Source organism: Streptomyces chryseus, assembly GCF_014650755.1.
Classification (GTDB): domain Bacteria; phylum Actinomycetota; class Actinomycetes; order Streptomycetales; family Streptomycetaceae; genus Streptomyces; species Streptomyces chryseus.
The window spans coordinates 92,139-105,568 of record NZ_BMVO01000010.1; the positions used below are offsets into that span (position 1 = coordinate 92,139).

At 73.2% G+C, this 13,430-nt stretch carries 13 protein-coding genes, 1 tRNA gene and 1 pseudogene; 14 read left to right on the top strand and 1 reads right to left on the bottom strand.

The window, feature by feature from the left end; genetic code table 11:
• Positions 1-7: 7 nt before the first annotated feature.
• The 4 genes and pseudogenes from IE185_RS17410 (at position 8) to IE185_RS17425 (ending at position 2,070) form a co-directional block, all read left to right on the top strand.
• A complete protein-coding gene (locus IE185_RS17410; RefSeq protein WP_138897806.1) occupies positions 8-1,039 on the top strand; it encodes a sugar phosphate isomerase/epimerase family protein in 1,032 nt (343 codons plus the stop codon).
• A gap of 3 nt (positions 1,040-1,042) precedes the next feature.
• Positions 1,043-1,225: pseudogene (locus tag IE185_RS34000) on the top strand (hypothetical protein); the annotation flags it as partial.
• Between the two features lie 161 nt (positions 1,226-1,386).
• A tRNA-Leu gene (locus tag IE185_RS17420) sits at positions 1,387-1,474 on the top strand.
• Between the two features lie 116 nt (positions 1,475-1,590).
• The gene (locus tag IE185_RS17425; RefSeq protein WP_138897805.1) at positions 1,591-2,070 is read left to right on the top strand and encodes a VOC family protein; all 480 of its coding nucleotides are present in this window, start codon (positions 1,591-1,593) and stop codon (positions 2,068-2,070) included.
• A 45-nt stretch (positions 2,071-2,115) separates the two neighbouring features.
• On the opposite strand, the gene IE185_RS17430 is transcribed toward IE185_RS17425, so the two are convergent.
• Positions 2,116-3,549, bottom strand: a complete 1,434-nt coding sequence (locus IE185_RS17430; protein WP_138897802.1) for an aminopeptidase P family protein — start codon at positions 3,547-3,549, stop codon at positions 2,116-2,118.
• A 92-nt stretch (positions 3,550-3,641) separates the two neighbouring features.
• Here IE185_RS17430 and IE185_RS17435 point away from each other — a divergent pair, with 92 nt between their 5' ends.
• The 10 genes from IE185_RS17435 to IE185_RS17480 all read left to right on the top strand — a co-directional run bounded on the left by IE185_RS17435 (position 3,642) and on the right by IE185_RS17480 (position 13,407).
• Entirely contained in the window at positions 3,642-4,823 is a 1,182-nt protein-coding gene (locus tag IE185_RS17435) for an NAD(P)/FAD-dependent oxidoreductase (RefSeq protein ID WP_138897801.1), read from the top strand.
• Positions 4,820-5,173, top strand: a complete 354-nt coding sequence (locus IE185_RS17440; protein ID WP_189715465.1) for a (2Fe-2S)-binding protein — start codon at positions 4,820-4,822, stop codon at positions 5,171-5,173. The genes IE185_RS17435 and IE185_RS17440 overlap by 4 nt, the downstream gene beginning before the upstream one ends.
• Positions 5,151-6,611, top strand: a complete 1,461-nt coding sequence (locus IE185_RS17445) for an FAD/NAD(P)-dependent oxidoreductase (RefSeq protein WP_189715510.1) — start codon at positions 5,151-5,153, stop codon at positions 6,609-6,611. The genes IE185_RS17440 and IE185_RS17445 overlap by 23 nt, the downstream gene beginning before the upstream one ends.
• A gap of 304 nt (positions 6,612-6,915) precedes the next feature.
• Positions 6,916-7,815 (top strand): dihydrodipicolinate synthase family protein, encoded by a 900-nt coding sequence (locus tag IE185_RS17450; RefSeq protein ID WP_138897001.1) that lies wholly within the window; start codon positions 6,916-6,918, stop codon positions 7,813-7,815.
• Position 7,816: 1 nt separating this feature from the next.
• On the top strand, positions 7,817-8,815 hold the full coding sequence (locus tag IE185_RS17455) for a proline racemase family protein (RefSeq protein WP_138897000.1): 999 nt from the start codon (positions 7,817-7,819) through the stop codon (positions 8,813-8,815).
• A gap of 61 nt (positions 8,816-8,876) precedes the next feature.
• Positions 8,877-9,545 carry a GntR family transcriptional regulator gene (locus IE185_RS17460; protein ID WP_138896999.1) on the top strand — a complete coding sequence of 223 codons (669 nt, stop codon included), beginning with the start codon at positions 8,877-8,879 and terminating at the stop codon, positions 9,543-9,545.
• 100 nt (positions 9,546-9,645) lie between these two features.
• A complete protein-coding gene (locus IE185_RS17465; protein WP_138896998.1) occupies positions 9,646-10,560 on the top strand; it encodes a ribokinase in 915 nt (304 codons plus the stop codon).
• A gap of 203 nt (positions 10,561-10,763) precedes the next feature.
• Positions 10,764-11,528 (top strand): peptidoglycan recognition protein family protein, encoded by a 765-nt coding sequence (locus IE185_RS17470; protein ID WP_229843561.1) that lies wholly within the window; start codon positions 10,764-10,766, stop codon positions 11,526-11,528.
• A 121-nt stretch (positions 11,529-11,649) separates the two neighbouring features.
• Complete coding sequence (locus tag IE185_RS17475) at positions 11,650-12,432, top strand: SAM-dependent methyltransferase (RefSeq protein WP_229843562.1); 783 nt, start codon at positions 11,650-11,652, stop codon at positions 12,430-12,432.
• Between the two features lie 69 nt (positions 12,433-12,501).
• Positions 12,502-13,407, top strand: coding sequence for a LysR family transcriptional regulator (locus tag IE185_RS17480; protein WP_138896997.1), 906 nt, complete (start codon positions 12,502-12,504; stop codon positions 13,405-13,407).
• The last annotated feature ends 23 nt before the right edge of the window (positions 13,408-13,430 follow it).

The window sequence follows — 13,430 nt, forward strand, 5'->3', positions numbered from 1 at the left end:
GCGACCCATGAGCCGCAAGACCACCACCGCCGACCCCGAACTCACCCACAAGCTCTCCCGGCGAGGCATGCTCGGCGTGGCCGCCGGGGCCACCGCCGCGGCCCTCCTCGGTGCCACGGCGCCCACCGCCACGGCGCGGAGCAACGGCCGGGGACGGCCCGTCCTGCCCCCCGGCCGCCTCGGCATCCAGCTCTACTCCCTGCGCGACAAGGTCTCCACCCTCGGCTTCGCGAAGGTCTTCGCCGAGCTGGAGCGCTTCGGTTACGACGAGGTCGAGTACGCCGGCTACACCCAGGGCTCCGCCGGCGCCATCACCCTGGCCCAGCTCCGCAAGCTCACCCGCGACCACGGCCTGCGCGGCATAGGCAGCCACGTCGGGTACTACTCCGACGGCAACCCCGGCGCGTACACCTTCGCCCAGAACCTCACCAAGGTCCTCGACGACGCCCAGGCCCTCGGCCTCCAGCACATCGGCACCGCGTCCGGACCCTGGCGCTACGGCGCGACCGTCGACGGCTGGAAGCGGGCCGCCGAGGACTTCAACACCTACGGTGCGGCGGCCAGGGCGCGCGGCATGAAGTTCTACCAGCACAACCACGCCGAGGAGTTCTCCTTCGCGACCGACCGGCCCGACGTCCGTCTCTACGACGTACTCCTCGCCGAGACGGACCCCGACCTGGTCTACCTGGAGATGGACATCTACTGGGCCTACGCCGCCCAGTTCCGCTTCGGCAAGCGCGCCGACGGCACCCCGGCGCCCTTCGACCCCCTCGACTACGTACTGAAGCAGCCCGACCGCTACCCGCTGTTCCACGTCAAGGACGGCGAACACGACGCATCCGCCCGCGACGGCTACCGGATGGTGGACGTCGGGGACGGAGACATCGACTACCAGCGGTTCATCTCGGCGGTGTCGAAGACCCGGGGCGGGCGCCGGGACCACCACTGGCAGGCGGAACACGACAACCCCGTCGAGTCGTTCGCCTTCGCCCGCAAGTCCAGCGCGCACCTGCACTCCCTGCGCGAGAAGGACTGCTGAGAGCGGCGGCGGTCAGACCGCGTCGCGGCTGAGTGGCGGGGCGCGTTCGTCGGCGGCGACCTCCTCGTCCGGTCCGTCACCGAGGGCCCGGACGAGGAGCGCACGATGCCGCGCCAGCGGCTCCCGCGGGCCACCGGCGCCGGGCGCGGCAAGGGCGCGGAGAACGGGTGCGAACGCTGCGCGTAAGCGCATGGCAACAGCCCGTGATATCGGCTGCGCGGCACCCCCAAGATCACGCCGCCCGGACTCGCCGCAAGCCACTGACCACGGGATACGCAGGTGAAAGCCACACCGAACCCCTGGTATTGTTTTCCATGTCGCCACGGGAAACCGGGGCCGACCACCTGGTCCGGGTGGCGGAATGGCAGACGCGCTAGCTTGAGGTGCTAGTGCCCTTTATCGGGCGTGGGGGTTCAAGTCCCCCCTCGGACACCAGCAGGAAGAGACCCCAGTCGATCTGGGGTCTTTTTCGCGTTCCAGCGTGTCAACGATGAGTTCTCGGCCGACGGGCGGTCTGCATGGGTACACCCACTCACGTGCTGGAGGTACCGATGGGCGCCAAGGGATTCACCACCTGTCTGTGGTTCGACGGGCAGGCCGAAGAGGCCGCGAACCACTACGTGTCGATCTTCAAGGACTCCAGGATCGGCAGGATCACCCGCTACAACGAGGCGTCGCCCGGGACGGCCGGTGAGATCATGGCCGTCGAGTTCGAAGCCAACGGGCAGCGGTTCGTGGCGCTGAACGGCGGTCCGCAGTTCACCTTCAACGAGGCCGTCTCGTTCCAGATCCTCTGCGCCGACCAGCCCGAGCTGGACTATTACTGGAACAGCCTCGTCGAAGGGGGCTCGGGCACCGCCTGCGGCTGGCTCAAGGACAAGTACGGGGTGTCCTGGCAGGTCGTTCCTGACGGCCTCGTCGACATGATCGGCGACGCCGACCCGGAGAAGGCGAAGCGGACCACCGAGGCGATGCTCTCCATGGTCAAGTTCGACATCGCCGCACTGCGGAGGGCTTACGCGGGGGAGTAGTCCCTGCTGTGGGGTTCGGGGTGCTCTGCCGGGTGCCGGTGGAGATCATTCCGGGGTCGTGAGGGACCGCATCCACGTCTCGATCCCGGTGGAGGTGCGGGGCAGGCCCGCCGACAGGTTCTCGTTCCCGTCGGCGGTGACCAGGATGTCGTCCTCGATGCGTACGCCGACGCCCCGGTACTCCGCCGGCACGGTCAGGTCGTCCGGCTGGAAGTACAGGCCCGGCTCGACGGTCAGCACCATGCCCGGCCGCAGCGTTCCGTCGACGTACGCCTGCCTGCGCGCGGTCGCGCAGTCGTGCACGTCCAGGCCCAGCATGTGGCCCGTGCCGGCCATCGTGAAGCGGCGTTGCAGGCCGAGGCGGTGGACGCGCTCGGCAGGGCCCTCCAGCAGGCCCCACTCGACCAGCTTCTCCGCCAGGCGCCGCTGCGCCGCCTCGTGGAAGTCCCGGTAGCGCGCGCCCGGCCGCACGGCGTCGATGCCGGCCTGCTGGGCCTCGTACACCGCGTCGTAGATCCTGCGCTGGAGGGGCGTGAAGGTGCCGTCGACGGGGAGGGTGCGGGTGACGTCGGCGGTGTAGAGGGTACGGGCCTCCACACCCGCGTCGAGGAGGAGCAGGTCGCCGGGGCGCACCTCGCCGTCGTTGCGCACCCAGTGCATGATCGTGGCGTGCTCGCCCGCCGCGCAGATCGAGCCGTAGCCGACGTCATTGCCCTCCAGGCGGGCACGGCGGAAGAACGTGCCCTCGATCCACCGCTCGGAGGTGGCGACGGCGGTCGCCAGCTCCCGTACGACGTCGGTGAAGCCGCGCACGGTCGCGTCGCAGGCCTTGCGCAGTTCGCCGATCTCCCACTCGTCCTTGACGAGGCGCATCTCGGACAGGGCCGTCTTCAGCTCGCTGTCCCGCGCGTCGTCCGTCTCCAGGGCCGCCTCCAGGCCCGCGTCGTAACCCCGCACCATCCGCGTGGGCGTCGTCGGCGCCGCGGCCACGGCGGCGCGCAGCTCCGCGGCGGCCAGGCGTACGTCACGGCAGGGCAGGCCCAGCAGCGTCGCCGCCTCGGCCAGGCTGTTCCTGCGGCCGACCCACAGCTCGCCCTTGGCCGCGTCCTGCCAGAACTCGCCGGTGTCCCGGTCGGACCGGGGGAGGAGGTAGGCGGTCGCCGCGTGGCCGCCGTCCGCGCGCGGTTCCAGGACCAGCACCGCGTCCTCGCTCTGGTCGCCGGTGAGGTGGACGTACTCGCTGGAGGGGCGGAAGGGGTAGTGGCTGTCATTGGCGCGCACCTTGAGCTTCCCGGCGGGGACCACCAGGCGCTCGCCGGGGAAGCGGGCGCAGAGCGCGGCGCGGCGCTTGGCCGCGTACGGGCTCTGCTCGGCCGGTTCGAGGTCGCGCCGCTCGGTGTCCGCCCACCCGCGCCTCATGAGCTCCGCCAGCTCGGCGGAGACAGTCGGGCTGAGGCTGTTCTTCCGGTCCCTGTACATGGGTGGGCCCCTCTCGTCCTGCGGCTCGCTGCCGGCGAGGAACCAGCGTAGAGACCCTTGGCGCGAAAGGGAACATGTGACATTGTACTGCCGTGAGCAACCAACTGACCTGCGACGTTGTGGTAGTTGGGGCCGGAATGGTGGGCGCGGCCTGCGCCTTCTACGCGGCCCGGGCGGGCTTGCGCACCGTACTCGTCGACCGGGGGCCGGTCGCCGGCGGCACCACCGGGGCGGGCGAGGGCAACCTGCTGGTGTCCGACAAGGAGCCGGGACCGGAGCTGGAACTGGCACTGTTGTCGCTGGAGTTGTGGCGACGGCTCGTGGCGGAGGACCCGGGTCTGCGGACGGCCGTCGAGTACGAGGCCAAAGGCGGGCTCGTGGTGGGTTCGGAGTACGCCGGGCTCGCCGCGCTCGAAGAGTTCGCCGCGCGCCAGCGTGCGGGCGGGGTGGCGGCGGTGGGGGTTGACGCGAGTGAACTCCGCTCCCTTGAGCCGAACTTGGACGGCGGACTGGCGGGAGGCGTGCTCTACCCCCAGGACTGCCAGGTGATGCCCGCCCTCGCCGCCGCGCATCTCGTACGGGAGGCGCGACGGGCGGGCGCTGTGTTGCGTACCGGGGAAGTCGTGACCGCGGTGCGACGGGCGGCGGGCGACGGCGGGCGCGTGCTCGGCGTGCGCACCAGCCGGGGCGACATCCACGCGCCGGCCGTCGTCAACGCGGCCGGGACGTGGGGCGGTGAGATCGCCGCCCTGGCCGGCGCGCACCTTCCGGTGCTCCCGCGGCGCGGCTTCGTGCTCGTGACCGAGCCGCTGCCGCCTCGGACCGTCCGGCACAAGGTGTACTCCGCGGACTACGTCGCCGACGTCGCCAGTGACTCCGCCGCGCTCCAGACCTCGGCGGTGGTCGAGGGGACGGCCGCCGGTCCCGTACTGATCGGCGCGAGCCGGGAGCGGGTCGGCTTCGACCGCACGTTCTCGCTGCCGGCCGTACGGCGGCTCGCGGCGCAGGCGGTCGGGCTCTTCCCGGTGCTGGGGAGGGTCGGCGTGGTGCGCGGGTACCTCGGGTTCCGGCCGTACCTGCCCGACCACCTGCCGGCGATCGGCCCCGACGCGCGCGTGCCGGGCCTGCACCACGCGTGCGGACACGAGGGGGCGGGGATCGGACTCGCCACGGGTACGGGGCACTTGGTCGCCCAGGGGCTCATCGGCGAGGTGCCGGAGCTGGACCTCGCGGCCTTCCGGCCCGACCGGTTCGGTGCGGAGGAGAGTGGATGAGGTTGCGTCGTACTACGCCGCAGGGGCTCGTGCGGGCGCGGCCCGGGCCCGGCTTCGAGGTCACGCTGGACGGGCGGCCCGTTCCGGCGCTGCCCGGCCGGACCGTCGCCGCCGTGCTGTGGGAGGCGGGCGTCGTCGCCTGGCGCACCACGCGGGACGGGGGGCGGCCGCGCGGGGTGTTCTGCGGCATCGGGGTGTGCTTCGACTGTCTGGTGACGGTCAACGACCGGCCGAATCAGCGGGCTTGTCTGGTGACGGTTTCAGCCGGGGACGCGATTCGGACGCAGGAGGGGGTGGGGGATGCGGGTGGCTCGGGTGCGGATGCGGATGCGGAAGCCGGTGGGGAGTGAGGGGCGTCAGGAGCGTGGGGGGCGTGCGGGTGCTGGTGCGGTTGTGGTGGTGGGTGCGGGGCCTGCCGGGGTCGCTGCAGCCGTCTGCGCCGCCGATCAGGGGGTGCGGGTCGTTCTCGTGGACTCCGCCGTGCGGGCCGGCGGGCAGTTCTACCGGCAGCCCGACGCGCGGTGGGGTGCGCGGCGGCCCCAGGTACTGCACCACGGGTGGCGTACGTGGCAGCGGCTGACCGCGCGGCTGGACGCCCACCTGGCCGACGGTCAGGTCACGCATCTCGCCGAACGCCACGTCTGGTTCGTCGAGCGGGCCGGCGGGGACGGGTTCGTCGTGCACGCTCTCGGGGGCTCCGGGCAGGACCGACCGGAGACGGTGCGGGGCGACGCCGTGCTCCTGGCGACCGGTGCGTACGAGAAGGTGCTGCCGTTCCCCGGCTGGACGCTGCCGGGGGTCGTCACGGCGGGGGGCGCGCAGGCCATGCTCAAGGGCGGGCTGGTGCTGCCGCCCGGTCGTACCGTGGTGGTCGCCGGGACGGGGCCGCTGCTCATGCCGGTCGCCGCAGGGCTGGCGGCGGCGGGGGCGCGGGTGGGCGCGCTGATCGAGTCCGCCGGTCCCGGGCGGCTGGCGTGGGGCGCGGCGAAGGTGGCCGGGCATCCGGCGAAGCTGGCGGAGGGCGCGCGGTACGCGGCGGCGCTGGTGTGGCGCGGGGTGCCGGTGCGGACCGGGCACGCTGTGGTCGCCGCGCACGGCTCGGTCCGGTTGGAAGCGGTGACGGTGGCGGCGCTGGACGCCGAAGGGCGCGTACGGGCGGGCACCGGGCGGCGGATCGCGTGCGACGCGCTGGCGGTGGGGCACGGGCTGCTGCCGCACACCGGCCTTGCCGGGGCCCTCGGTTGCCGGATCGAGGAGACGGCGTACGGGGGCTGGGGGGTGGCCGTGGACGGTGAGCAGCGTACGGACCTGCCCGGTGTCTGGGCGGCGGGAGAGGCGAGCGGGGTGGGGGGCGCGGAACTGGCCCTCGCCGAGGGGGAGATCGCCGGGCGCTCGATCGCGGCGCGGCTGCGGGGGCGTGAGCCGGACCGGCGGGGGTGCGCGGCGGCGGCCGGCACCCGGGCGGGGCTGCGGGCGTTCGCCCGGGTGATCGACGGTGTGTACGGGCCGCCCGCGCAATGGGCGGAGCGGGTCGGGGACGACACCGTCGTCTGCCGCTGCGAGGAGGTCCCGGCGTCGGCCGTGCGGTCGGCGGTGGCGGGACTGGGCGCCACGGACCTGCGCAGCGTCAAGCTCCTGACCCGGGCCGGTATGGGGTGGTGCCAGGGGCGCGTGTGCGCCCCGGGGGTCGCGGGGGTGGCCGGGTGTGCGTGGAGTCCGGCGTCGCGGGTGCTCGCGCAGCCGGTTCCCCTGGCGGTGCTCGCCCGGGAGGAGGGGGCGGCGCCGTGAGTTCGGCGGGGCTGCGGCGGCGGCCGTTTCGGGGGCGTCGGGGTCGGTGCCGCGCCGGGGCGTCTCCGCGGGCGTCGGACGTTCGGGCAGGTCGGGGTGCGTCACGGTGGTCGCGTTCAACGCCCTGTGGGGAGCGCCCCGGCACGTCCCCTCCCGGCAGCTGTGATCGCTGGGCGGTGGTGGGGCGGGCACCGCAGCGCGTCCCGGGTTCGCGTTGTTGTGCGGTGTCCCGGAGTTCGGCACCGGGATGCTTGGTCGGCGCCACAGGGGCGACTGGCCATCGCTGAAGAGGAGATGAGGGTCCATGAACGCGTACGACAGTCGCCGCCCCTGGCACGGTGTCCTGGTGGCCACCGCGTTGCCCCTGCGGCACGATCTCAGCATCGATTACGACACCTTCGCGGCGCACTGCGTCTGGCTCGTCGACAACGGCTGCGACGGCGTCGTGCCGAACGGGTCGCTGGGCGAGTACCAGGTGCTCACGGCGGAGGAACGCGCCAGGGTCGTCGAGACCGCCGTCGCCGCCGTCGGCGGGGAGCGCGTGATGCCGGGTGTCGCGGCGTACGGCGCCGCCGAGGCCCGGCGGTGGGCCGAACAGGCACGGGACGCCGGCTGCGCCTCCGTCATGCTGCTGCCGCCGAACGCCTACCGCGCCGACGAGCGTTCCGTACGGGCCCACTACGCGGAGGTCGCCGAGGCCGGGATCCCCGTCGTCGCGTACAACAATCCGCACGACACGAGGGTCGATCTGCTGCCCGAGCTGCTGGCGACCCTGCACGCCGACGGGTGCGTCCAGGCGGTCAAGGAGTTCTCCGGGGATGTCCGCCGGATCTACGAGATCGGTGAACTCGCCCCGGAGCTCGACGTGCTGGCAGGGGCCGACGACGTGGTGCTGGAGTTGGTGGCGGCTGGGGCCAAGGGCTGGGTGGCCGGGTACCCGAACGCTCTGCCCCGGGCCGCTGTGGAGCTCTACCGGTCGGCTGCCGCGGGTGATCTGGACACCGCCGTACCGCTGTACCGGCAGCTCCACTCACTGCATCGCTGGGACTCCAAGGTCGAGTTCGTGCAGGCGATCAAGCTGTCCATGGACGTCGTCGGCCGCCACGGGGGTCCGTGCCGGCCGCCGCGCGTCGCCTTGTCGCCCGAGCAGGAGACGGCCGTCCGTGCCGCGACCGAGAAGGCCGTCGCGGCGGGGCTTCGCTGACATGCGGAGCAGACGGGTTCTGCACGCGGTCGACTCGCACACCGAGGGCATGCCCACCCGGGTCGTCACCGGCGGTGTGGGCACCCTTCCCGGTGCGAGCATGTCCGAGCGGCGCGCGTACTTCATGGAGCACCTCGACCATCTGCGTACGCTGCTGATGTACGAGCCGCGCGGTCACGCGGCGATGAGCGGCGCGATCCTCCAGCCGCCCACCCGGCCGGACGCGGACTTCGGCGTGCTGTTCATCGAGGTCTCCGGCTGTCTCCCGATGTGCGGGCACGGCACGATCGGGGTGGCGACCGTACTCGTCGAGACCGGCATGGTCGCCGTCACCGAGCCGGTCACCGTGATCCGGCTCGACACACCGGCAGGGCTCGTCACCGCCGAGGTGGCGGTCGAGGAAGGCGCCGCCACCGCCGTCACCCTGCGCAACGTTCCCTCGTTCTGCGCGGGTGTCGACCGTGAGGCGACGCTCGCCGACGGACGGACCGTCACCTACGACCTCGCGTACGGGGGGAACTTCTACGCCATCCTGCCGTTGGAGCAGTTCGGTCTGCCCTTCGCCCGCGAACGCAAGGACGACATCCTCGCCGCCGCTCTCTCGCTCATGGAGGCGATCAACGCCGACCCTCCGGTCCATCCGCAGGACCCCACCATCCGCGGGTGCCACCATGTCCAACTGCTCGCCCCCGGCTCCACGGCCGAGCGCTCCCGGCACGCCATGGCCATCCACCCCGGCTGGTTCGACCGCTCGCCCTGCGGTACGGGCACCAGCGCGCGGATGGCGCAGTTGCACGCCCGCGGTGAACTGCCGCTGTTCCAGGACTTCGTCAACGAGTCCTTCATCGGTACGTCGTTCACCGGGCGTCTCCTCGGTACGGCCGAAGTGGGCGGGGTGCCCGGCGTCCTGCCCGCCGTCACCGGCCGCGCCTGGATCACGGCAACCGCCCAGTACCTCCTGGACCCCACCGACCCCTTCCCCGCCGGGTTCCTCCTGTAGCCGGCCGGTACGTGGGCTCGCACTAGGATCGGTCGACGCGTACCAGACCGAGGAGGACCCCATGGCCGCTGCCGCGGTGCCGGATCTGCCGTCGCTCGGCGGCCGGCGCAACCACTACCGCGAGCGTGTCGCCGACGCCCTGCGCGCCGCCCTGATCGCCGGTGAACTGCGCCCCGGTGACGTCTACTCCGCGCCCAGCCTCGCGTCCCGCTTCGGAGTCTCTGCGACGCCCGTACGCGAAGCGATGCTCGACCTCGTACGGGAAGGTCTGGTCGACACGGTCCCGAACAAGGGGTTCCGGGTGACCGAGGTCTCCGAGCGGCAGTTGGACGAGTACAACCACATCCGCTCGCTCATCGAGATCCCGACGGTCGCGGGGCTGGCCACGACGGCGGACCCGGCGGCCCTGGAAGCCCTCCGGCCGGTCGCCCGCTCCATCGTCACCTCCGCCGCCGCCGGCGATCTCATCGCGTACGTCGAAGCCGACCGGCAGTTCCACCTCGGGCTGCTGGGCCTGGCAGGGAACGCCCACCTGGTGGAGGTGGTCGGCGACCTGCGCAAGCGTTCCAGGCTGTACGGCCTCACCGCCCTGGTCGAGCGGGGGCTGCTGGAGGCGTCGGCCCAGGAGCACCTCGAACTCCTCGACGCCCTGCTGGCACGCGACGCCGAACAGGCCCGCGCGATCATGACCCGCCACCTCGGCCACGTCAGGGACAAGTGGGCGGGCTGAGCGGGCTCGGGTGACAGCCCGTCGGGGCGGCGGCGCGGCGCCGGGCGACCAGCGTGGTAAAGGTGCCGGTCAAGCCGTCGACAGCGAAGGCAGGACAGGTATGAACGACTACGACCTGCTGGTCGTGGGGTCGGCCAACGCCGATCTGGTGATCGGCGTCGAGCGCCGCCCCGCGCCCGGCGAGACCGTCCTCGGCTCCGACCTGGCCGTCCACCCGGGCGGCAAGGGCGCCAACCAGGCCGTCGCCGCCGCCCGCCTCGGCGCCCGGACCGCCCTGCTGGCCCGCGTCGGGGACGACGCCCACGGCCGGCTGCTGCTGGACTCGCAGCGCGCGGCCGGTGTCGACACCGGAGGGGTACGCGTCGGCGGGGCGCCGACCGGCGTCGCGCTGATCACCGTGGACCCGTCGGGCGACAACAGCATCGTCGTCTCGCCCGGCGCCAACGCCCGGCTGACCCCCGAAGACATCCGCGACGCCGCCGGCCTGTTCGCCCGGGCCCGGGTCGTCTCGGCGCAGCTGGAGATCCCGCTGGAGACGGTGACCGAGGCGGTACGCGCCCGGGCGGCCGGGAGCCGGTTCGTACTGAACCCCTCGCCGCCCCGGCCGCTGCCCGCCGAAGTGCTCGCCGCGTGCGATCCGCTGGTGCTCAACGAGCACGAGGCCCGGTTCGTGCTCGGCGACGGCGGTGGTGACGGGGGCGACGGCAAGGACCCCGAGGGCCGCGCACGGGCGCTGCTCGCGCTCGGCGCGCGGTCGGTCGTCGTCACCCTGGGCGCGGAGGGCGCGCTGGTCGCCGAGGGCGGTACGGCCGTACGGGTCCCGAGCCCCCGCGTCGGCGCCGTCGACACCACGGGCGCCGGCGACGCGTTCACCGCGGCCCTGGCCTGGCGGCTCGGCCTGGGCGAGGATTTGGCGACAGCCGCCGCGTTCGCGGTGCGGGTGGGCGCGGCCGCCGTCACCAAGGAGGGGGCGCAGGCGTCGTTCCCGACCGCCGGGGAGGTCGCGGCGCTGTGAAGAGGCCGGGGCCCTGAACCGTCACCCGGCGGCGGAACTCGTCATCGAAGGCGCCCCGCTACCGGCGGCGGAGCTGTCCCCGGCCGTCCCCCGACACTTCGGCGGCTGGACGGGTAGGGGCGCACCCAGCGGCCCGACGGGCGCGTTCACCCGTCCGGCCGACGCGCGTGGCGTGCGGCGGCGGGCGGGCCGACGGTGGGAGCATGCGTGACCTCCGCGTGGCGCGGCGCCGGATGCCCGGGGCCCTCGTGACCGGGCTCCTGCTGCTGTGCGCCACGGCCGTCGACCCGGCGCCCCCGCACCGGTCCGAGACGCCGGCCGCCGAGGCCCCCGTACGCCGGGCGTCCTCCGCGCACCGCGCTCCGCCGCCGTCCGTGGTGCCACGGGAGAAGTGGCTCCCGGACACCGGACAGCGCCGGGTGCGGGCGCGTTACGCCCCTCCGGTCGAAGCCGCCTTCGTCCACCACACCAACTCCCCCAACGGCTACGACTGCGCCGACGTCCCGCGCATCATCCGCAAGGTCTACGCCGCCCAGGCCGGCGGCCGGCACTGGGACGACATCGGGTACAACTTCCTCGTCGACCGCTGCGGCACGATCTACGAAGGCCGTGCGGGCGGCACCGGCCGCCCCGTCGTGGGCGCGCACGCCCAGGGCTTCAACCACCACACGGTGGGCATAGCCGCCATCGGCGTCTTCACCGAAGGGGCGGACGTCCCCAAGCCCATGCGCGACGCCATCGCGGCGCTCGTCGCCTGGAAGCTCGGCATGGCGGACGTCGACCCGCGCTCCACGGTGCGGCTGGTGTCCTCGAACAGCCGGAGCAAGTACCCGAAGGGGACGAGCGTGCGGCTGAACGCCGTGCCGGGCCACAGCGACGGCTACTCGACGCAGTGCCCGGGCGCCGCGCTGGCGGCGGAACTGCCCGCCATCAGAAACGCGGCCGCCCGCCTCCAGGGCCGCCGGTAGCAGACGCCTGCGGCGGTGCACAAGTCGGCCCCCGCGCGGGCGGGTTGAGGGTCGTTTCGCGGTGGCGAAGAGGTTACCTTGGGGGCCGATCGTCGGACGACGCCCCCAGGAGGCAAAGCCCGTGGCCGCCATAGACACCTCGAAGCCCCACTCCGCCCGTTTCTGGAACTACTTCGTCGGGGGCAAGGACCACTACGAGGTGGACCGGCAGATCGGCGACGAGATCAAGTCGATCTTCCCCGGCCTGGTCGACGTCGCCCTGAGCAGCCGCCGCTTCCTCGGCCGCGCCGTCCGCACCCTCGTCGCCGAGCACGGCATCCGGCAGTTCCTCGACATCGGTACGGGCCTGCCGACCGCCGACAACACGCACGAGGTCGCCCAGCGGGCCGCACCCGAGTCCCGGATCGTGTACGTCGACAACGACCCCCTGGTGCTCACACACGCCCGCGCCCTGCTGGTCGGCTCGCCCGAAGGCGCGACGGCCTACGTCGACGCGAACCTGTACGAGCCCGAGAAGGTGCTGGCCGAGGCGGCCCGTACGCTCGACTTCGAACAACCCGTGGCCCTGATGCTCCTCAACGTGCTCGGGCACGTCGCCGACTACCAGGAGGCCAGGTCGCTGGTGTCCCGGCTGGTCGCGGAGCTGCCGTCCGGCAGTTGCCTGGTGATCAGCGACAGCACCGCCACCAGCGAGGGCATGATCGCCGCGTCGGAGGCGTACAACGCCAGCGGGGCGGTGCCGTACCACGTGCGCGGTGTCGAGGAGATCGCCGGCTTCTTCGACGGTCTGGAGCTCCTGGAGCCCGGGGTCGTCCAGGTCACGCGGTGGCGGCCGGAGCCCGGCGACGGGGAGGGACCCGGCACACCGGTCGACGCCTACGCCGGGGTCGCGCGCAAACCGTAGGGGCGGTCTTCGGCCACGGGTCCGAAGCGGCGGTGTCCGGACCTCCCAAATTCCGCTTATGGTTCACGGGTGTTCGACTCGCGGCACATCAGGACGTTCCACGAAGTGGTCAGGACCGGCTCGTACTCCGCCGCCGCCCGCGCCCTCGGGTACACACAGCCCGCGATCACCCAGCAGATGAAAGCGCTCGAACGCGACGTCGGCACCCCCCTGTTCACCCGCGCGGGCCGTGGCCTGCGGCTCACCGAGGCCGGGGAGACGCTGTCGCGGCACGCGGCCGTCATCCTCGACGACATGACGGCCGCGCGGCAGCAGATGGACTCCCTCACCCGGCTCCACGCGGGCCGGGTGCGCCTCTGCGCCTTCCCCAGCGCCAACGCCACCCTCGTCCCCGAGGCCATGGGGCTGCTCGCCGCCGCCCACCCGGGGGTCGCCGTGGAACTCCTGGAGGACGAGCCGCCCGGGTCGCTGCGGCGCCTGGTGCGCGGTGAGTGCGACATCACGCTCGCCTTCGCCTTTCCCGGGCTGCGCGAGGACGTGCCCGACGAGGTGAGGGAAGTACCGCTGATGGAGGACCAGTCGCTGGTCCTGCTGCCGTCGGGGCATCCGCTCGCGCGGCGCCGTGCCGTGCGGCTCGCCGACCTCGCCGGCGAGCGCTGGATCGTGGGCTGCCCGCGCTGCCGCGTGCACTTCCTGCACGCCTGCGCCGACGAGGGTTTCGCGCCGGACATCGCCTTCACCACCGACGACAGCCTCGTCGTGCAGAGCCTCGTCGCGGAGGGGCTCGGGGTGGCCATGATGCCGGGCCTGGTGCTCAACTTCCTGCGCCACCCCAAGGTCGCCGGACGCGCGTCGCAGCCCGCGTCCCGGCGGCAGATCTCGGCGTACGTCCTGCGCGAGCATCTGCGGATCCCGGCCACGGCGGCGGTGCTCGGGGAACTCCGTACGGTCGCGGCCCACAAGATCGGCTGCTGAGCAGCGCCCCCCTGACCGCCGGT